The organism is Limisalsivibrio acetivorans, assembly GCF_000421105.1.
In the GTDB taxonomy this organism is placed as follows: domain Bacteria; phylum Chrysiogenota; class Deferribacteres; order Deferribacterales; family Geovibrionaceae; genus Limisalsivibrio; species Limisalsivibrio acetivorans.
In genome coordinates this window covers 1,906,422-1,925,730 of sequence record NZ_ATWF01000001.1, presented here as the reverse complement: position 1 = coordinate 1,925,730, position 19,309 = coordinate 1,906,422, and the positions used below count along the sequence as shown (strand labels likewise).

16 protein-coding genes and 4 tRNA genes are annotated in these 19,309 nt (G+C 48.3%); 13 read left to right on the top strand and 7 right to left on the bottom strand.

Translation table 11 applies throughout. The features are described from left to right. The 6 genes from K300_RS0109160 to K300_RS0109135 all read left to right on the top strand — a co-directional run bounded on the left by K300_RS0109160 (window position 1) and on the right by K300_RS0109135 (window position 3,044). Window positions 1-1,107, top strand: a complete 1,107-nt coding sequence (locus K300_RS0109160; protein WP_022851371.1) for an ATP phosphoribosyltransferase regulatory subunit — start codon at window positions 1-3, stop codon at window positions 1,105-1,107. Window positions 1,108-1,119: 12 nt separating this feature from the next. Beyond that, a complete protein-coding gene (locus tag K300_RS0109155) occupies window positions 1,120-2,409 on the top strand; it encodes an adenylosuccinate synthase (RefSeq protein ID WP_022851370.1) in 1,290 nt (429 codons plus the stop codon). A gap of 274 nt (window positions 2,410-2,683) precedes the next feature. Beyond that, a tRNA-Lys gene (locus tag K300_RS0109150) sits at window positions 2,684-2,756 on the top strand. 3 nt (window positions 2,757-2,759) lie between these two features. Continuing rightward, a tRNA-Glu gene (locus K300_RS0109145) sits at window positions 2,760-2,834 on the top strand. 37 nt (window positions 2,835-2,871) lie between these two features. Continuing rightward, window positions 2,872-2,944: transfer RNA gene (locus K300_RS0109140), tRNA-Val, on the top strand. A gap of 25 nt (window positions 2,945-2,969) precedes the next feature. After that, window positions 2,970-3,044: transfer RNA gene (locus tag K300_RS0109135), tRNA-Asp, on the top strand. 38 nt (window positions 3,045-3,082) lie between these two features. On the opposite strand, the gene K300_RS0109130 is transcribed toward K300_RS0109135, so the two are convergent. Both K300_RS0109130 and K300_RS0109125 read right to left on the bottom strand, forming a co-directional pair. Then, entirely contained in the window at window positions 3,083-5,287 is a 2,205-nt protein-coding gene (locus K300_RS0109130) for a bifunctional diguanylate cyclase/phosphodiesterase (RefSeq protein ID WP_162139873.1), read from the bottom strand. A gap of 152 nt (window positions 5,288-5,439) precedes the next feature. Next, on the bottom strand, window positions 5,440-5,766 hold the full coding sequence (locus K300_RS0109125) for a DUF6693 family protein (RefSeq protein ID WP_022851368.1): 327 nt from the start codon (window positions 5,764-5,766) through the stop codon (window positions 5,440-5,442). 156 nt (window positions 5,767-5,922) lie between these two features. Here K300_RS0109125 and K300_RS15200 point away from each other — a divergent pair, with 156 nt between their 5' ends. Further along, entirely contained in the window at window positions 5,923-6,342 is a 420-nt protein-coding gene (locus K300_RS15200) for a DUF1499 domain-containing protein (RefSeq protein WP_081646941.1), read from the top strand. A 353-nt stretch (window positions 6,343-6,695) separates the two neighbouring features. On the opposite strand, the gene K300_RS0109115 is transcribed toward K300_RS15200, so the two are convergent. From K300_RS0109115 to K300_RS0109095, 5 genes are all read right to left on the bottom strand, one after another. Further along, window positions 6,696-7,427, bottom strand: coding sequence for a nitrilase-related carbon-nitrogen hydrolase (locus K300_RS0109115; protein WP_022851367.1), 732 nt, complete (start codon window positions 7,425-7,427; stop codon window positions 6,696-6,698). Then, window positions 7,420-7,899, bottom strand: a complete 480-nt coding sequence (locus K300_RS0109110; RefSeq protein WP_022851366.1) for a bifunctional nuclease family protein — start codon at window positions 7,897-7,899, stop codon at window positions 7,420-7,422. Before K300_RS0109110 ends, K300_RS0109115 begins: the two co-directional genes overlap by 8 nt. 86 nt (window positions 7,900-7,985) lie before the next feature. Beyond that, the gene (locus K300_RS16240; protein ID WP_022851365.1) at window positions 7,986-8,489 is read right to left on the bottom strand and encodes a TlpA family protein disulfide reductase; all 504 of its coding nucleotides are present in this window, start codon (window positions 8,487-8,489) and stop codon (window positions 7,986-7,988) included. Between the two features lie 90 nt (window positions 8,490-8,579). Beyond that, window positions 8,580-9,452 (bottom strand): complex I NDUFA9 subunit family protein, encoded by an 873-nt coding sequence (locus K300_RS0109100; protein ID WP_022851364.1) that lies wholly within the window; start codon window positions 9,450-9,452, stop codon window positions 8,580-8,582. 23 nt (window positions 9,453-9,475) lie between these two features. Further along, window positions 9,476-10,141, bottom strand: a complete 666-nt coding sequence (locus K300_RS0109095; RefSeq protein WP_022851363.1) for a JAB domain-containing protein — start codon at window positions 10,139-10,141, stop codon at window positions 9,476-9,478. Window positions 10,142-10,235: 94 nt separating this feature from the next. Between K300_RS0109095 and K300_RS0109090 the strand changes: the two genes are divergently transcribed. The 6 genes from K300_RS0109090 (at window position 10,236) to K300_RS16235 (ending at window position 19,308) form a co-directional block, all read left to right on the top strand. After that, complete coding sequence (locus K300_RS0109090) at window positions 10,236-10,628, top strand: twin-arginine translocase TatA/TatE family subunit (RefSeq protein ID WP_022851362.1); 393 nt, start codon at window positions 10,236-10,238, stop codon at window positions 10,626-10,628. 28 nt (window positions 10,629-10,656) lie between these two features. Further along, the gene (gene tatC / locus K300_RS0109085) at window positions 10,657-11,424 is read left to right on the top strand and encodes a twin-arginine translocase subunit TatC (RefSeq protein ID WP_022851361.1); all 768 of its coding nucleotides are present in this window, start codon (window positions 10,657-10,659) and stop codon (window positions 11,422-11,424) included. Further along, window positions 11,417-12,406 (top strand): GTP 3',8-cyclase MoaA, encoded by a 990-nt coding sequence (moaA, locus tag K300_RS0109080; protein WP_022851360.1) that lies wholly within the window; start codon window positions 11,417-11,419, stop codon window positions 12,404-12,406. The genes tatC and moaA overlap by 8 nt, the downstream gene beginning before the upstream one ends. Then, entirely contained in the window at window positions 12,366-13,652 is a 1,287-nt protein-coding gene (locus K300_RS0109075; protein WP_022851359.1) for a nickel-dependent lactate racemase family protein, read from the top strand. The genes moaA and K300_RS0109075 overlap by 41 nt, the downstream gene beginning before the upstream one ends. A gap of 147 nt (window positions 13,653-13,799) precedes the next feature. Then, window positions 13,800-14,090, top strand: coding sequence for a hypothetical protein (locus tag K300_RS0109070; protein ID WP_022851358.1), 291 nt, complete (start codon window positions 13,800-13,802; stop codon window positions 14,088-14,090). Window position 14,091: 1 nt separating this feature from the next. Next, window positions 14,092-19,308, top strand: a complete 5,217-nt coding sequence (locus tag K300_RS16235; RefSeq protein WP_022851357.1) for a pilus assembly protein — start codon at window positions 14,092-14,094, stop codon at window positions 19,306-19,308. Window position 19,309: the final 1 nt, after the last annotated feature.

The window sequence follows — 19,309 nt, the reverse complement described above, 5'->3', positions numbered from 1 at the left end:
ATGACCCAGGGTATTACAAACATTGCACCCATGCGTGCAAAAAAACTGAACGACATTGAAAAATCACTGCGGGGAGTTCTCAACTCCTACGGGTATATGGAGATATTCCTTCCCATATACGACTATTACGACATGCTCTCCCGCACAGCCATGGACTTTAAGGACGAGAACATCATCCGGTTCATCGACCGTAACACGGGTAAGTCTCTAGTGCTCCGCCCCGATTTCACACCCCAGGTGTGCAGATATGCGGCAAACTATATGGAGGGCTTCCCCCTCCCCCTTCGTCTCGGCTATCGAGGAAGGGTGTTCCGCAATGTAAATCTAGATAAGGGTGTTAAAGCGGAGAAACTTCAAGTGGGTTGCGAGCTTTTCGGTATGAGTGAGCTGGCAGGCGATACAGAGCTCATCCTCATTGCGGATAGAGGAATGAAGGCTCTTGGACTAAGCGGCTACAGGTTCGTTGCCGGCGACATACGATTTACAGAAACCATCCTCGAAATGGCAGGGGGTGGGCGTGAGGAGCTCCTTGGACTCCTGAGTGCAAAGAACGTTCAGGGTATCAAGGACTTTGCCTCAAATGCAGGATTGACTGATGGCGACACCGCTTTCCTTGCCTCCCTCCCCTTCGCATACGGCGGCATGGATGTTATTGATGAGCTTATCCGGACCGCACCTGCAGGTATCGCCAAGGAGAGGCTTGAGTACATTAAATCATTATTCAGCCAGCTCATCTCCCTCGGTGTTGATGAAAGCATGCTTGTATTCGACGCCGCAGAAACCACCGGACACGATTATTACACTGGCCTTGCCTTTGAAATCCTCCACGACAGCGTTGGCGGAAGGGTAGGATCAGGCGGAAGATACGACAACCTCGCAGGAAAGTTCGGCTTCAACGTATCCGCATGCGGAATGGCCTTCAATGTTGAGGAGATAATCCACATAGATAAACCCGTGGGTGAAACGGCTGAATTCGATTATATCGTAAAAGGGGATCTTGCCAAAGCAGAAGAACTTAGAAGCGAAGGTAAATCCGTAATGTTTATAGAAAATGAAGGTGAGCAGGATAGCTTCACCGACTACTACAATATAAAGGAAATCCTTTAGGGAGAAACTGTAATGAGCTGTAGTGTTATTCTTGGCGCCCAGTGGGGTGATGAAGGTAAAGGCAAAATTGTAGACATACTCACAGAACAGGCAGATGTCGTAGCACGCTCCTCCGGTGGACACAACGCCGGACACACCGTTGTTATCAAAGGCGAAAAATATATCCTGCACCTCATACCCTCCGGTGCGATGCATCCCGAAAAGCTTAATATCATCGGCAACGGCGTTGTCGTTGACCCCAAAGCTCTCATCGAGGAGATTGTGGGGCTTGAGAAGAAGGGTATAGACTTCACCGGCAGACTCTTCATAAGCAAGCGTGCCCACGTAATCATGCCCTATCACGGCCTCATAGACCGTATTCGTGAAGAGATAAAGGGAAGCAAGAAGATCGGCACAACGGGACGGGGAATAGGCCCCACATACGCCGACAAGGCCGCCAGAAACGGTATCAGGGTCTGCGACCTTTACGATAAAGAGGTATTCCGTGAGAAGCTTGAGCAGGGTGTAAACGAGGCGAATTTCCTCCTCGATAAAAAATACGGCAGTGACGAGAAGATCAACGCTGATGATATATACACCGAATATCTCGAGTACGCTGAGCGTATCCGCCCCTACGTTAAAGAGACCACCTATCTCATCAACGAGCTCTATGATTCCGGTAAAAAGGTTATGATGGAAGGTGCCCAGGGTACACTTCTGGATGTGGACTTCGGTACATACCCCTTTGTGACCTCCAGTAACTCAACTGCAGGGGGCTCCTGCACAGGTACGGGACTTTCACCTAACAGGATTAACAACGTTGTGGGCGTTATGAAGGCATACACCACAAGGGTGGGAAGCGGTCCTTTCCCCACAGAGCTTTTCGACGAAGACGGTCAGCGCCTGCGCGATGTAGGCCATGAGTACGGCGCAACAACCGGCAGACCCAGAAGATGCGGCTGGCTGGACCTCGTGGCGGCAAAGTTCGCATGCGTTGTTAACGGCATAAACTACATTTCACTCACCAAGCTGGATGTGCTCACAGGTATGAAAACAATAAAGGCATGCGTGGGCTACAAATATAAAGGCGAAACACTCGACACTTTCCCCCCTGAGATAGGCGCCCTTGAAGGGTGTGAGCCCATATACAAAGAGTTCCCCGGCTGGGAGGAGGATATCACAAAGGTAAGTAACTACGATGACCTCCCCGAGAATGCCAAGAAATACCTCGATTATGTAAAGGATTTCCTCGGCATTAAGTACAATATTGTATCCGTAGGAACGGACAGGGAAGAGACAATGATCCTCGAGGATGTATTCTAGATAACTTAATCATAAAAATATTGAGAAGCCCTGGACATTTTTTTGTGCAGGGCTTTTTTTATGGATAAATCCTGCCGTTTTTATGTGATGGCCAGCCGGGTTTTTATCCACTCTCAAAAGATAGTTAGCCTGATGCCACCACCCCTGCGTTAGGGGTTTCAGAACGTATATGGATTATTTAATATTTTTTTCAAAAAAGTAATTGACAAAGAGCTTCGTATTTTGCTATAAACCAATTCCCGCTTAGAAGAAAACATCTTGGCGGATTTAGAATGAGCCATTAGCTCAGTCGGTAGAGCAACTGCCTTTTAAGCAGTGGGTCGTTGGTTCGAGCCCAACATGGCTCATAGGTCCCATTCGTCTAGCCTGGCCTAGGACACCGCCCTTTCGAGGCGGCAGCAGGGGTTCGAATCCCCTATGGGACGCTTTACAATTAAATATCTTCTTTTTAAAGGAGAAACCGGGCGGTTAGCTCAGCTGGGAGAGCATCGGCCTTACAAGCCGAGGGTCGCAGGTTCGATCCCTGCACCGCCCATTACTTTTAAATCGAAGATCCCTTTGGGGGCGTAGTTCAGTTTGGTTAGAACGCTGGCCTGTCACGCCAGAGGTCGAGGGTTCGAGTCCCTTCGTCCCCGCTTTTTAAAAGCCCTGCTGTTAATTCAGCGGGGTTTTTTTATTTTCTCAGATACTTTATAAGCTCATCCTTCGGGATAGGCCTTGAGAAGTAGTAGCCTTGGAATGAATCACAGCCATATTCCTTGAGCTTCTCCATCTGTTCTCGGCTTTCGACGCCCTCTGCCAAAACTGCAAAGCCCATGTTTTTGCCAATATCAATAATATTTTTAACCATCTGACTGGATGTCTCGTTAGTAAGCATGTCATCAACGAAGCATTTGTCTATCTTGAGCTCATTAATGGGGAGCGCCTTGAGGAGGCTCAGGGATGAATAGCCGGTACCGAAATCATCAAGTGATATCATAATACCTGAATCACGCAGGCTATGCAGTACAGGGAGAACATGGTCCAGATCCTCTATAAAGAGGTTTTCTGTTATCTCCAGTATAATCTTTATGTTTCCGCACTCATTTTTAAGTGAATCATTAATCGCCTGCTGGAGCTTATCCACAAAATCTGCCTGCATAAACTGCTTAACTGAAATATTTATCGAAACCGAGGGGCAGCCAAAAACCGAATGAATATCCTTAATGTCTGTAAGAACACTGTTGATAATGAATTCACCAATCTCTTCTATGATGCCGGATGATTCAGCTACAGCAATAAACTTGTCAGGAGGCACAAAACCGAGCTCCCTGTTGCTCCATCTGGCCAGCGACTCTATGCCGCACACCTTCTCATCCCTGTCGACCTGGGGCTGATATACCATGAACAGCTCGCCCCTTTCAACAGCCCCCTTCAACTCCTGATGCATGTGGATACGTTTGAGCTCCTTAGCCTCCATACCCGGGGCAAACATGCTTATGTTGCCCTTACGCTTCTTGGCCTCATACATCGCAACATCTGCCGAGCGTATGAGATCATCAAGCGTTTCTCCGTGTTCGGGATACTTTGCAAGCCCAACACTTCCACCAAGTAAAAAAGTCTGTCCATCTATGGTGTAAGGCTTGGAGATGTGATCAAGTAGCTTGCGTGAATCCCTGACGATTGTTTCATCATCAATTACCCTGCTGAATATGAGGAATTCATCACCACCCTGCCTGATCAACATAGATGTTTTCTCAAGCTCAGATTTGATCCTTGCCGATATCTCAATAAGAACCTTATCCCCGAAGACATGCCCAAAGCTGTCGTTTACATCCTTGAAATTATCCATATCAAGATAAAGGAGCGTAAAGGGTTGCTTATCATCGTTTATCCATTCTCCTATGCGGTATCTCAGGTAATTTCTGTTGTAAAGCCCTGTGAGGTAATCCCTGTTTGCCTGCTTCTGAAGTGATTTCTTCAGCTCCTTATCCGTACGGGCAACCTTAAGAAACATGAAGAACAGGACAATATAAAAGGCAGCCCCGGATGCAAATATAATGGCAGTGAGCCTTAACCACTCTCTTACGATGAAAGATTTCTGTATGGTTGATGATATCCATATCTCATACCTGGGATCGTACCGGGCAGAGATAATCATTGGCACGCTTACTCCTTCAGTCTGCTCTATGGTAACGATTTCCCCATTTCTCATCACCTCATCTATCGGGAGCCCTGTTTTCTTTTCAATCAGAGATTTCCCTCTTTCGAGTATCTCTTCAGAGATAGGTTCATCGTATATACCCTCCCTGATGTAACTTTGGGAGGCATACTGGATATAGCCGTCAAACTCACGATGGATAATGATGTTGTTTTCATTACCGAAATGAAGATTGTTGTTGAAGAGCTTTGCCGAGTCGCCGAGTGTGAGTGCGGCGGCTATCACAGCAATAACCTTATTACTATCCTTATTATCACGCACAGCCTTTCTGATGGGAATAACGTACTCATTCAAAGGCTTAAAATAATAGGTCCGCCCAAGTATCATCTTGTCCCAGTTCAATGTTTTCAGGAAAGTGTTTCTGCTCTCTTCCTGCTCCAGAAGGTTAGGGAGGTCATCTGGGTTAAGATTATTGCTAACAGCGGTATACCTGCCGTCAGGGCGTAGAAGCCCGAGAGCTATAACGGAAGTATCAAGCTCAAGGTAGCTTTGGAAGATTTCAGGGTTCTTTACAGACTCATTCCCCCTGTGCTTCTCGGCAATCTCTTTTCCGAGCATATCGAGCATGTTTTCGTTTGTGGCCAGCAGGGAATGTATAACATTATAGATGAGATCAGTTTGTTGGATATTAAGCTTTTTATAGTCGCTGGTTATATCATTTTTGAGGCTATATGACACAAAGCACAGAATGATTAAACCAAAAATTAAAACGATATAAAATAAATACCAGATTTTCTCTTTAATTGCCTGCATAGCACATCCCGGTCAAATGATTGTAGCTGTAAAGTACACCTTACCAGTTATACTACCACATTAATGTACCCCACACCTTATTGTGCAGGGATAAGCTCCGTCTTAGAGATGCAGTATACCCAGACATGATAGATATAAAGGAAATAGCCTAAACCAAAGGTAACAATAACAATAAGAACCCAAAGGAGCAGATGTCCCAGATTCCCTAAAAGCTCAACGTTGCACTGCTGTATGTACCTTTTACCATCTACAGTTATCTCTGTACGGTTAATAAAAAACTTAGCTATCGAATACGGAGCGAAGAATGCTGCGATCCCAAAGGTTATAACGCTCAGAATTATCCAGATCACCGCATGACCCAAAGCTTCGAACATCGTAAAATTAGTCGTGATACTTCTTCCCATAACAAACCCCCTTTTCATAAATGTTAACAGTATTAAACTAGTGTTTTGTAAATTACTTGTAATTTTATCTGTAAGTGGATAATTGAAACAAGCTTAAGTATTTTATAGTCACTAGGATATATCTCTGTTAAGTTCTTATATGAAGGGGGGATCAACATGAAATATTTCACAGCTTCAATACTTTTGAGTGCCGTACTAATGGGCGGTTGCTCCTCGGTATCTTATTCAGTAAAGGACGGACTGCCTAAATGCGACAGCAGACCGCTATGCGTCTCTAGTGCGGATGAAAGGGACAAGTTTTATGTCGAGCCGCTCCCAGTTAAAGAGAGTGTAGAGAGTTCTCTAAAGGAGCTTGCAGGTATAATCGATGCCCTCCCCCGTACAGAGGTAACAAAGCTTACTGAAAACGAGTTAAGGGCGCTGGCCAAATCGAGATTCTTCAAATATAAGGATGATATTATCATAATTCCCATGAACGGCGCACTCGGCTACTTTTCAAAGGCGAGGATCGGTTACTACGATTTCGGCGTTAACAGGAAAAGGTATGAAGAGATACGAAGGTTGTATCTGGATTAGTTGATTATTGTTGTTCGAGCAAGGAGACCTTGCCCTCTTGTACTTCCGGCTACATAAATTGAATACAATTCAATTTAGTTTCGCCTTCAGGGCTTCCATCCATGGAAGCCTGTTACATATCAACCTTTAAACGTATGATTTGCATGAGCTTTCATGGATGAAAGCTCGCTTGCGTAAGTGAGAAGGAAGCTTCTTTCTTCGAACGGCAGAATAATTTCCATGGATGGGAAAGTCTTCAGACAGATAAAGGGGTTTTTGAGGGGATTCTAAGGGGAAAGTTTTCCCTAAAAATTTCCCCTTAGCCTTATTAATGAATAATGAGATTATTTGACAAGTTTAGCCGGATATGGTGTTTACGGCTTACGGTCGATGGGTATGGTTTTTCTTACTTCGGTAACGGAGTCGAGATCGGCATCGAAGGTGAGGAGCGCATCCTCTGTATCGTGGGCATCAACGGCTGTTTCGCCCCATGGTGTGAGTATTATGGAGCCGCCGCCGAATAGTGCACCACCTATGTTTCCTGCGGCGTTGCAGAGAACAAACCAGCACTGGTTTTCCACAGCCCTTGCGCTCACAAGAGCTCTGAGGTGCTTTTTGCGCACAGCGGGCCATTGTGCAGCGGCGAAGATGATCTGGGGAGCTTCGCAGAAGTGGTCTCTGTCCGGGTAGCGTAGATCGAAGCATATGGAGGTTCCGCACTTAATCCCGTCAAGGTTGACTATGCCCTTACGGTTTCCCGGTGCGAAGTTTTTATCTTCATCCATAAGTGGGAAGAGGTGCTTTTTATCATAGGGGAACCTGGTTCCTTTTGAGTCCTTTATGAAGAAAGAATTGAAACGCTCATCCCCGTTGTTGCGCACTACGCTCCCCATGTATCTGTTTGATGATGGGAGCTTGTCGACTATGTCATGATGGTTTTGCTCGAGTGAGCGTATCAGGGGATAGCGGAATCCTGTGGTAAAGAGTTCGGGTAGTAGTATGGTGTAGCCTTCAAGGTGCTCTGTGAGCTTGGTGGCTTTCTCAATGTTCTCGTTCGGGTCCTCGGTGACGTTCATTTGGAGGACCGCTATCTTCATCTCAGACATTCCAGAAGGTTGTCCCCTGATCGTCTACTATGTTGAATAGCGTTCTCTCCTCCTGCTCGCTGAGGCATGTTCTGTCGATACAGCTGCTTTTTGCGAGAACCTCTTCATCTATGAATATTGGTGTGCTCAGTCTGAGGGCTATGGCGATTCCGTCCGATGGTCTGCAGTCCATGGTTTTCTGTTCACCGCCGCAGTCGAGCTCCATCTTCGCTGTATAGACACCTTCTTTCACATCGTCGATAACGAGGCTGAGGACCCTTACTTTATCGATGCTTGAAAGTATTCCAGATATGAAGTCATAGGTCATAGGTCTTGGCGAGGGAATCTTGTTAAGTTCGCTGTAGATAGCCTCTGCCTCAAAAGATCCGATTGTGATGGGGAGAAGGTAGTCACCGCAGATAGTCTCCATCATGAGGAGATAGCGGGAGGTGAGCGGTTCTTTGATAACGCACTTCACGCCAATTTCATACATGTTCATGTCCTCCGGCATATTTGCCTTCACCCTTTCAAAGATAGAACGGACTTATTAAAATTCAACAACAAATTAATTCCTACCTTTTAGCTTCCGGAGTCAGTGTACTTCTCAACGATGTAAATGAGGTCCTTTTTTGTTATGGGCCCGACAATTATATCGAGAAGCGTTCCGTCCGGTTTGTATATAATGTTGGTTGGTATGGTGTTAATCCCGTATTCCGCACTGAGTGACCTGTCCGCAAGATAGACGGGGTAAGTGACGTTAAACTCTTTTATGTACTTCTTTGCATCATTAGGCTTTGCGTCCGTAGACAGGCCTATGATGGTGAGGCGGTCGCTCATTTCATTATAGGTCTCAACAAAATCGGGGGTTTCCCCTCTGCATGGCGGACACCAAGAGGCGAAGAAGTTCACAAGGAGAACCTTACCCTTGTTTTCCTTTTTAAATCTGGAGACAACTCCTGAGGATACCTTTTCAAGGTTAACATCGGAAACATCGACATCAGAGTCTGCACCCTTTCTTTCACAGCCGATGAAGGCGAATATAAGCATTACCGCGACAACAGTTCTAAGAACCAGTGATTTCATATCTGCTCCACAATTACTAGGATAGCTCCTATGGTATTCTTCATTTCGAAGACTTTCTAATAATATTCAAATATGACAATTTTTCAAGTCTCAGAGATAAGTCTTTATCTCTTCGTCGAAGTTTCTTTCTGTTACATCCACAGTATCAAAAACTTCTCTATCCTCGCAGGTGTTCCCTTCGGTGAGCATTATGAACTGGTCCCTTGTAATGGGGAAGAAGGAAAGGCCGCCGAATAGTGTGATGCCGAAGCTGACTGCAAATTCCGGAACTGGTAGTAGGGGCATGCCGCGGTCGATGGCGTGCATTATCTTCTTTAGAAGGTGTTTATAGGTGAACACTCTGTTTCCGCAAACGGGGTAGAGCTTCCCTACGGTTTCGGGTGTTTTGATGGAGTTCACGAAGATCTCCGCAACCTCGTGTACGCTCACCGGCTGCATGGGATAGCTTCCATCACCGAAATAGGTGAAAGCAGGGGCTTTGCGCATGTATCCTGCAAGCATGTTTATAAAGGAGTCTCCGGGGCCGTATATAAGTGAGGGACGCATAATGGTCCATTCGAGGGATGAGTTTCTAAGATGCTCCTCGGCCTTGTACTTCGTTTTATGGTAATCGCTCACCGCATCTGCTCGGGAGCCGTTTGCGGACATGTGTATGAATCTCTTTATACCAGCCCTCTCAGCGGCATCGATTATGTTCACAGATGCCTGATAATGGAGTTTTTCGAAGGTTACACCTTTTGCAGGGAACTCTCTGATAATGCCGATGAGGTGGATAACAGCATCAACATCTCCGAGGGCACCCTCAAAGCTTTCGGGTTCTAAAATATCCCCCCGCACAGCCTCAACACCTTCGGGCACCTCTTTGTCACGCACAAGAGCCTTAACCTCGTATCCCTGATCAAGGAGCTCCTGCATAACTCTGCTTCCGACAAATCCTGTGGAACCTGTAAGAAAAACCTTCATCTTTCCCTCCGCTTAACAATCATTCATATAAGATCGTGCTGTCTGAGACTCAAATAAGCCTCCTCTGTGACTATAATATGATCAAGGAGTGCTATATCAAGGGTTTCAAGGGCCATCTGTACCCGTGATGTTATGTCTATATCCTCTTTGCTCGGTGTAAGGCTGCCGGAGGGGTGGTTATGGGCTATAATTACGAAGGAGGCTCTGTACTTCAGGGAGGCTTCGGCAACCTCTCTCGGGAAGACAGCGGTTCTGTCCACAGTTCCTCTGGAGATATTCTCGTGACCGAGGAGCTTTTTGTTTCGGTCCAGAAATATTGTGATGAAGTTTTCCTTCTCGGACATGCCGATGAGATAGCGGAGAAAGCGGTATACGTCCTCAGCATTTTCGAGGGCTAAGCGTTCCTCCCTTGCGGTTTCGTACTCTATTCGGAAAATAAATTCCCGTATGATCGCAAAAAAACGCTGGACTTCGGGGCCCGCACCGTCTATTTCCTTGTAATCGGTTTTGAGCAGGCCGCTCAGACCTTCGGCATACTGTACCATATCCTTGGCAAGGGGTTTCACATCCCGCCTAGGTATAACATAGCCGAGCAGGAGCTCGATTATCTCGTAATCGAACATCCCGGAGGGGTTTTTAAGGAATTTCTCCCTGAGTCTTTGCCTGTGGCCCTTATAGTGGTTTTCCATCTGTTAATGTTATCACCTGGATGCCGCTATGTAAATATGGTGAAACCATCTTGATTTTTGTACACAAATAAATATTATGCAACAGAGGTGTGCGATGTTTGGACTCGGAATGGCGGAAGTTTCGCTTATATTGATTATTGGTCTTCTGGTTGTCGGTCCTAAAAAATTGCCTGAGCTTGCAAAATCCCTCGGTAAAGGATATGCGGAGTTTAAGCGTTCCCTGAGCGATCTCAAGGAGGCCGTTAATATTGATGACGAGCCCTCCAAGACCTCCGGCGGTGTAAGCAGGGACAGCTACAAGGAACAGCATAGAGAGACCCGCAGGCGTGAGGATACTTCGGCGAAAACCGTGGAAACGGTGGAGGCAGAGCCAGTGGATGAAAACTCCGAGGCTAAGAGCGAGGCTCCCAAGGCTGAGCAGAACAGGACTGAGGAGAGCTCTTCCGTAGAGGAAGAGGAAGGCAAAAAACAGCAGGTACAGAATTAATATAACTATACAAAGGATATAAATCTAAATGGCTAAAACAGAGCAAAGCGGAATTGAAGCACAAAGTCCGCTGATGGACCATCTGGAAGAACTGCGTAAACGTATCATATATGTACTCATTCTGCTGATAGCAATCTTCTGTGTCTGCTACTGGCAGAGGGAGTTCTTTTTCAACTTCGTAACTGCACCGCTCATTGAGGTGCTGCCGCAGGCTTCGACAATGTCGATGCTTAAGCTTACAGAAGGTTTCTTCACCCAGCTTAAGCTTTCGCTCATGGCGGCGCTGTTCTTCTCCATGCCCTTTATATTCTATCAGGGGTGGAAGTTTATCGCTCCCGGGCTTTATGTCCATGAGAAGAAGTTTGTGGTGGGCTTTGTATTCAGTTCATCGCTCCTCTTCTTTCTCGGTGCGGCGTTTGCTTATTACCTTGTTTTCCCCTTCGGTTTCCGTTTCTTCCTGACATATGCGCAGGGTGATGTTACGGCAAACCTCTCCATACAATGGTACCTCAGCTTCGTTGTAAGGCTTATCCTCGGCTTTGGCATCGTTTTCGAGCTCCCCGTTTTTACATTCTTCTTTGCGAAGATGGGTCTTCTCACAGCCGATATGATGCGCAGAAACAGGCGCTATTCCCTCTTCGGCATATTTGTGGTTGCGGCTATAATCACTCCGCCCGATGTTTTTACTCAGATGATGATGGCAGGACCCCTTATCATCCTTTACGAGATAAGCATTCTTATAGCCTCTATCTTCGGGCGCAAGCGTGAGATAAAGGAAGAGGATATCTATGAGTAAAAGCCTTGCGGACAAGTTCGGCCGGAGGATACGCTACCTGCGTGTTTCCGTGACGGACAGATGCAACTTCCACTGCAAATACTGCATGCCGGAGGGTGAGTTCGAGCACCTCTCCCATTCCTGTATCCTCAGCTTTGAGGATATGCTCTTCGCCTGCAGTGTATTTGCCGAGATGGGCGTTGAGAAGATACGTGTAACCGGCGGTGAGCCCCTTGTACGTAAGGGTGTTACCGACTTCATGCACATGCTTACCGACGTAAAGGGGATCGAAGAGGTTACCCTCACCACAAACGGTTCCCTGCTGGAAAAGTTCGCCGATGAGATAGTTGCCGCTGGCATCAGAAGGGTGAACATCAGTCTGGATTCCCTCCGCCCCGAAAGATACCGTGACATAACGGGGGGCTTTGATCTGGACAGACTCCTTAAGAGCCTCTACATCGCAAAGAAGGCGGGTCTTGATCCGATAAAGACGAATACCGTTGTCATTAGAGGTTTTAACGCCGATGAGATCCATGACTTCTGCGATTTCTCCGTTCGCTCCGGTGTTGTAGCACGTTTTATAGAGTTTATGCCCATCGGCAACTCCCCAGATTGGAAGCAGGAGAATATCGTCCTCGGAAGCGAAATGCTTAAGATAATCGGCGAAAAATACGACTACGAAGAGATAAAGAAGGAGCACCATGCCGGGCCCGCCAAAAACTACCGCCTCTCCAACGGCGGCAGGGTTGGCATCATAACCCCCATATCGAACCATTTCTGCTCCGAATGCGATAAACTGAGGCTCACAGCGGACGGAAAGCTCCGCCCCTGCCTCCTCACAGAGGAGGAATACGACCTCAAGGAACCCATAAGAAAGCGTGACCGTGAGGGTCTTATAGAGGCTATCTCCGGCGCTCTCTGCAAGAAGGAAAAGGAACACCACGTGGTGGCGGATAAGAGGAATGAAAGATATAAGCGCACAATGTCCGGAATCGGCGGATAGGATAGAAATCCCCTGGGGGAAGCAAAAGCTTTCCCTGAATCTTGATAAAAAGATAGATATACTTGCACCCTCTTCCATGGGTGGGCCTCTCAGCGATGAGGGGATAATTGAGCGCATGGAGAAATGCATCTACTCCGAAGGTTTTACGGAGATGGCCGCATCCTGCGAAAGGGCTCTGTTTATAGTGCCCGATGTCACCCGCAAGTCCGGCCTTGAGCGCTTTATTGAGCGTATGATAGGTATCCTCGAGCAGGCGGGGCGTGATTATTCCTTCATCTTCGCCATCGGAACCCACCGCCCCATGACCGAAGAGGAGATGAGCGGGGTTCTGACACCTGAAATATACGAAAAGGTCAAGGACCGCATCCTCCCCCACGACTGTGAAGATATGGATATGAACGACTTCTACGGCATATCCAAGGGTAAAACCCCAGTCCTTATAAACAAGGCCTACCGCGAGCATGACCTTATCATACCCATAGGCTCCGTGAGCTACCACTACTTCGCCGGATACGGCGGAGGGCGCAAGCTCATATTCCCCGGGATAGCCGCAAAGAAGAGCATCCTAAGGAACCACCAGCTTGTTCTGGATCCTGTGGCGAGAAGCAGGCATAAGGACTGTAGAAACGGCAATCTGCGGGGCAACCCTGTCCACGATGATATCGTCGATGCCGTTATGATAAGCAGGGCAGGGCACACCTTCTTCTCTGTGAATACTATCCTTGATGATGCAGGAAACATAGTAGAGATGGTCTGCGGCGATCTATTCATGGCCCACCACAAGGCTTGCGAGATGCTGGACGAGCGTGCCGTTGTGTCCGTACCTGAGAAATACGACACACTCATCGTGTCTTGTGGAGGATTCCCCAAGGATATCAATATGGTGCAGGCGCAGAAATCCCTTGATAAAGCGGCGGCAGTGGCAAAGGATGGAGCTGATATATACTTCTTTGCACAGTGTCCGGACGGTTATGGAAACAGCTTCTTCAAGGACTTTTTTGACCACGCCTCAGCCTCGTCCATGCTTGAGTCGCTTTTTATTGAATACCAGATAAACAGACAGACCGCCTTCAACTTGAAGAGTATAAATGAGGGGTGCAGGGTCAGTCTCTACTCCAACTTTGCCGAAGAGGACTGCTTGAGGATGGGCTTCAGCCACCTTGCTTCCCTGGAAGATATCGGAATATCAGGGAAGACAGCTTTTCTTCCATCAGCCTACAGCGGTCTTTTCAGGTCTCAGGGATAAAACTTTTCCCCCTATGTAAAAAATACCTGTTTTTTCTTCCTCTCATGCTTAATCTTTATATTGTGGGGTAATAGTCTGTTCGCCTCGCATTCATTTGAAGTATGGGCTATAGTATAATACTCGAAGTATCGACAGGCGGGGGTTTCAATGAAACGTACAATCATTATCCTTCTAGGGTCACTTCTATTAGCCGTTGGGGCTTTCGCCTCGGGGCATTCATATATTACCGGAAATGTTCAGGACCAGGGGAGAAACACCCTGCAGGTCGGCGGTGTCACATACAGCGTTGATGAAAAAGCGCTAATCGTCAAGGTGTCTAATAAAGACGGACGTTTCGAGGAGAAGGTTATCTCTTTGAGAAATGTGGACAGGGGTGACAGTGTCAGGCTGAAGGTTATCGGTAAGATTGTCTATGAGATTGCTGTGGAGGATTACTAGAATGAAAAAGTTTTTATATATTACTGTAGTATTTATGCTCTTTATCGGCACCTCGCAGGCAGCGATGGAGGACTACTGTTCCATGCCCCCCTTCATTTCCGCCCAGGCCTCCCCCCTTGTCATGATGGTTATGGGGCGTGACCACAAGCTCTACTACGAAGCCTATAACGATGCTCAGGATCTGGACGAGGACGGAAATGTCGACATAGGCTACAAGCATTCCATAGACTACTACGGCTACTTCGATTCCTACAAATGCTATACCTACAGCACCTCGGACAACCGTTTCAACCCCGTGAGCGAAACAGGTGATAAATACTGCGGTGGAACCGGGGAATGGAGCGGAAACTTTTTGAACTGGCTCTCCATGTCCCGTATGGATGTTCTGCGCAAGGTCCTCTACGGAGGGCACAGGAGTACGGATACCGCATCGGAAACGGTGCTTGAGGGAGTTTATATACCCAGAGACGCCCACAGCTGGGGAAAGGAATACTACGGAGCAGATACCCGTGACCTCACTCCCTACGCTGCCCCCGATTTCGGACAGTGTACAACCCCCATAGACCAAGCTGCATGGGATGTTGAAGGTAAGGTCCTTATGGTTACCTATGAGGACGGAGTCAACAAAGGATGCGGAACGGATCATGCGAATCTTCTCAACACCTTCGACCCCGTTGAGTATGATGATCACGATTACTATGAGAGCATAGACTACAGCGACGGCCAGGGGAACATGGTTGATCACGGTAACTATATGTATGTTGTTAAGATAGATGTTCCCTCCTCCGAGGCGGGTGTTTGGAACTTCTCCATAATCTCCGATGACGGCGGCGAGGTTGAGGTGGACGGAACGGTGATAAGCTCCGACTACGGATGTCAGGGCTATGCAGGTAGTCCTGATGTCAACGATGGTATAACGATTAACCTCACCGAGGGTGAGCATAGAGTAATAGTCCGTGTGCGTGAAGCCACAGGGCAGGATGGAGCACAGCTCCACTACAAATCCCCCCAGGATACAAACTACAAGATCTTCAATAAAACAAACCTCGATTCGGACAGTGTAACCATGTACGCACCGAATATTGAGGATACGTCCAGCGGCATATGCCGTCTTAAGACAAGCGAATTCATAAATACAGGAACACCCTCCGGCGGCGGAGGGGATGTGACCTACGGCTCATCGGAGAGGCATCTCTTCTGTGTAACCTCCGATTCCGCCGGCGATCCCCATCTCATAAAGGTTCAGCTCGATGAAACCGCAAGGGTGTGGGAATGGGCCTCCAAGGAACGTCCCGTTTGTGATGACTCCACTCTTGGAACCCCCGATGCTAAGCTCTACAGCAGGGTTAAGGTATGTGACTCAGGTATAGGTCTTGAGGAGAGCTGTACGGAATATTCCGGCGGACATAAGCCCACCGGCCTCCTTCAGCGTTTCGGTGACGGTGACGGCAGTCTCATCTGTTCCAAGAGCATGGGTGACAGTGACGGAACCTGTGGAAGCGGAGAGGGTAACCCTATAGAGGCTGCTTCAATGTACTTCGGTCTCATCACAGGAAGCTACACCAACAACCTCAGCGGCGGTGTTGTGAGAAAGAATATCACCTCCGTTGGCAACGAAATAAATGCTGATGGTACCTTTGTTTCATCCATACCCACAGAAGGGAGCATTATCCAGACCATAGACAGGCTGAGAACCGTTGATTTCAGCTATAGCGGAAACAGCTATTCAAACTGCGGCTGGATAACCACAAGGCCCCTTAGTGAGGGTGAATGCCTTATGTGGGGTAACCCCATCGGTGAGATGTACTTTGAGGCACTAAGGTATTTCGCCGGCGAAACCAGCCCCACGTCGGACTTTTCGTACAGTAGTAACCCTTCTGATACAGACGGCGGCCTGTCTCTCCCAAACCCCGGTTGGACGGATCAGCCCTACGATATATTTCCCTCATGCGCAAAGCCTTATACAATCATTTTGAGCGATGTTTATCCGAGCTACGATGCAGACGGAGTCCCCGGAACATCTGCGGATCTCAGTAACTATAACCTCTCTACACTTTACAGCAACATGTCCTCAACGGAGAGTGTCTCAGGCAACTACTTCATCGGAACGAACGGTGTGATAGAGGACTTCATCTGCTCCTCCAAGACCCTCAGTAATCTGGACAGCGCAGAAGGTCTCTGCCCCGAAGAGCCCACAAAGATGGGTACATACAACACCTCTGCCCTGGCGTACTACGCAAACACCGAGTTTGCCTCGAATATAGCAAGCGACAACACTAAGAATATCGAGAACTACTCCGTGGCCATGGCCTCTCCTGTGCCGGAGATCAAGATCAACGTTGCCGGACAGGCGGTGAGTCTTGTTCCCATCGGAAAGTCCACCAGCGGTTCCTATGACCTGGGCACTTACTGTGCAGGCAGGTGTGACCTAAGCTACAATGCAAACGGATACGGCCTTACAATATCAAACTGCTCCAGCGATGCATACTGCCCTTCGGATACCATCGTGGACTTCTACGCAGAATCGATATCTGATTCCGCCGGAAAATTCCGGATCAATTTTGAGGACGTTGAGCAGGGTGCAGACCATGATATGGACGCCATTGTGGAGTTCACCTACGAAGTTCTGGATAACTCCCATGTGAAGATCTCCCTTGAATCGACCTATGCCGCAGGCTCCATAGACCAGGTTATGGGTTTTGTTATCTCCGGAACTACTGATGACGGCGTTTACCTCCCCGTACGTGATGTGGATGCCGGCAGTACCCTCACAAACCTAGGTATGCCCCTTTCATGGGAGAAGACCTTTACGGTTAATACCGGTGACTCGACGGCGAGCCTCCTTAAGGATCCCCTCTGGTATGCCGCAAAGTACGGCGGTTTCAGCGATAAGAACGGCAGTGGAACACCTGATCTCGACAACGAGTGGGACGAGGATTTAGACGGCGTTCCCGATAACTACTACTACATTACGAACCCCCTTGAGATGGAGGAGCAGCTCTCACGCGTGTTTACAGATATCATGAAGGAGACCTCCTCCGGTACGTCGGTTTCTATCCTTTCGGAAAGAAAGAGCAAGGGATCTATCCTCAACCAGGCTGTGTTCTACCCCGAGAAGGACTTCGGCGATGCCCAGCAGTCCAACAGCCTGAACTGGGTGGGCCAGCTCTTTTCTTACTGGTTCTTTAATACAGAGACCGTGCAGAATATACGTGAAGATACGATTAACAATAAGAGCCTGGACATCTGCGGTGCTGCAGGGGGGCAGGGTGACTACATCCTCGACTTCCGCATCGATGAAGCCGGTTCACTGCAGATTGATAAATTCACCTCCGACTGCAACGGTGAGATAGATGGAACTTCCGCCACTTCGGACAGCTCACTGGATGATACGAACTACCTGTGGGAGGCTGGAGAGGTTCTTTCCTCAAGGTCGGTTTCCACAAGGAGTATCTATACAAACGTGGATAACTCCACACTTATAAACTTCGATAACTCATCCGTGGCCGCCTTTGAGGATCTGCTGGGTGATACATCCACCTTCCCGGCATGCCTCGGTTCAAGCCCGTCCACACTGGTGGACTACATAAACGGATACGATGTTTCCGGATGCCGGAGCAGAACGCTCCTGAACGGCAATATATATAAGCTTGGGGATATAATCTATTCAACGCCGCTCATCGTGGACTATAACGACTACACAATGGTCTATACAGGTGCAAACGACGGTATGCTCCATGCGTTCCGTGTGGGGAAGGTTCTGGAGACCGGGCTCAACTCATTCCAGGCGGGCAGGCTTTGCTCAAGCAGAGGGGACTGCAGCCATTCCGGTCTTGGTAAAGAGGAATGGGCGTTTGTGCCTAAGAATGCCCTTCCATACCTGCGCTATCTCCCCGATGAGGACTACTGCCACCTCTATTACTCCGACCTCTCCCCGTACATAGCGGAGCTTGACACCAACAACGACGGCTATGTGGACAAGCGCATACTTATAGCCGGAATGCGGCTAGGCGGCGGTGTATGCGGGTGTACAGGTACCGATTGCACCAACCCCCCATCGGACACATGCCCCGATGTTGATGATGACGGATGCGTAGGTCGCTCTGCATACTACGCCTTTGACGTAACAGATCCGGCAAGCCCGCAGCTTCTCTGGGAATACACCGATAAAGACCTCGGTTACAGCTACTCAGGTCCCGCATTCATAACCAGAGGAAGCAACCGGTACGTTATGTTCACCTCCGGTCCTTCGGATCCCGAGGGAAGTGCCGGGATGGAGCTCACAATATACGCGCTCAAGCTCGATTCCAACTACGGCATAGACACCGTTACCAAGCTGGGTTATGTGGATGGCGCAGTGGCAAAATCTGCACTCAGTTCATACAACAACGCCTTCGGCGGAAGGCTCTTCACCGAAGGGGTTGACTTCGGCGGAGACGGAAATACGGATACCGTATTCTTCGGCGTTAACCAGCTCTCAGGAAGCACATGGTCCGGAAACGTTGTGGGAGTATCCATCGATGCCGATGACCCTGCGGACTGGGATGTGGGGAACGTATTCAACAGTGCAGGGAAGCCCATTACATCCAGTGTTGTTCATATGGACTGCTTCAACATGAACTATATATACTTCGGAACCGGACGATGGTTCTTTAAGATGGACGAGGAAGGGCAGAACGCCAACGACAATAACTTCCTCTACGGAGTTAATATTGAGGACTGTAAAGACGGATCATGCAACCTGAACGCCGCCCATGCAAATGACGAGGTTTGTGATGATCTCGTTGCCGGAAAGGGTAAGTTCACATGGAAGAAGGATCTGGAACCGAAGAGCGGAAGCTACATCATGGAGAGGCTTATATCCGATCCAGCTGCTGCGGAGGATATGAATGTAGTATTCTTCTCCACAACGGAGCCCTCTTCGGATGTCTGCGCCTTCGGCGGCCGTTCAAGGCTCTGGGGAATGAACTGCGCAAGTGGAAGGGCTATCTTCGACAGCTGTGATGACGGCTCATACAAGTCGGAGGATTTCACAAGCACCGTTTTCCTTCAGCTCTCCAGGGGTAACATTGAGGACATTACAGCGGATAATCTAACTGAGGCGGACAACTACACCACGGACTGGTACACAGGTATAACACCGGAGACGCCCCCCGTTATACCCCCAGGTTATCAGGGCGGTGGTGGCGGCAGGCTGCTCTTCTGGATAGAGAGGTAAC

Coding starts and splice junctions, on each gene's coding strand:
- K300_RS0109070 (WP_022851358.1), top strand. CDS start 13,800: ATGAAACGTACAATCATTATCCTTCTAGGGTCACTTCTATTAGCCGTT.
- K300_RS0109155 (WP_022851370.1), top strand. CDS start 1,120: ATGAGCTGTAGTGTTATTCTTGGCGCCCAGTGGGGTGATGAAGGTAAA.
- moaA (WP_022851360.1), top strand. CDS start 11,417: ATGAGTAAAAGCCTTGCGGACAAGTTCGGCCGGAGGATACGCTACCTG.
- K300_RS0109095 (WP_022851363.1), bottom strand. CDS start 10,141: ATGGAAAACCACTATAAGGGCCACAGGCAAAGACTCAGGGAGAAATTC.
- tatC (WP_022851361.1), top strand. CDS start 10,657: ATGGCTAAAACAGAGCAAAGCGGAATTGAAGCACAAAGTCCGCTGATG.
- K300_RS0109110 (WP_022851366.1), bottom strand. CDS start 7,899: ATGTATGAAATTGGCGTGAAGTGCGTTATCAAAGAACCGCTCACCTCC.
- K300_RS15200 (WP_081646941.1), top strand. CDS start 5,923: ATGAAATATTTCACAGCTTCAATACTTTTGAGTGCCGTACTAATGGGC.
- K300_RS0109125 (WP_022851368.1), bottom strand. CDS start 5,766: ATGGGAAGAAGTATCACGACTAATTTTACGATGTTCGAAGCTTTGGGT.
- K300_RS0109160 (WP_022851371.1), top strand. CDS start 1: ATGACCCAGGGTATTACAAACATTGCACCCATGCGTGCAAAAAAACTG.
- K300_RS0109075 (WP_022851359.1), top strand. CDS start 12,366: ATGAAAGATATAAGCGCACAATGTCCGGAATCGGCGGATAGGATAGAA.
- K300_RS0109100 (WP_022851364.1), bottom strand. CDS start 9,452: ATGAAGGTTTTTCTTACAGGTTCCACAGGATTTGTCGGAAGCAGAGTT.
- K300_RS0109090 (WP_022851362.1), top strand. CDS start 10,236: ATGTTTGGACTCGGAATGGCGGAAGTTTCGCTTATATTGATTATTGGT.
- K300_RS16240 (WP_022851365.1), bottom strand. CDS start 8,489: ATGAAATCACTGGTTCTTAGAACTGTTGTCGCGGTAATGCTTATATTC.
- K300_RS16235 (WP_022851357.1), top strand. CDS start 14,092: ATGAAAAAGTTTTTATATATTACTGTAGTATTTATGCTCTTTATCGGC.
- K300_RS0109115 (WP_022851367.1), bottom strand. CDS start 7,427: ATGTCTGAGATGAAGATAGCGGTCCTCCAAATGAACGTCACCGAGGAC.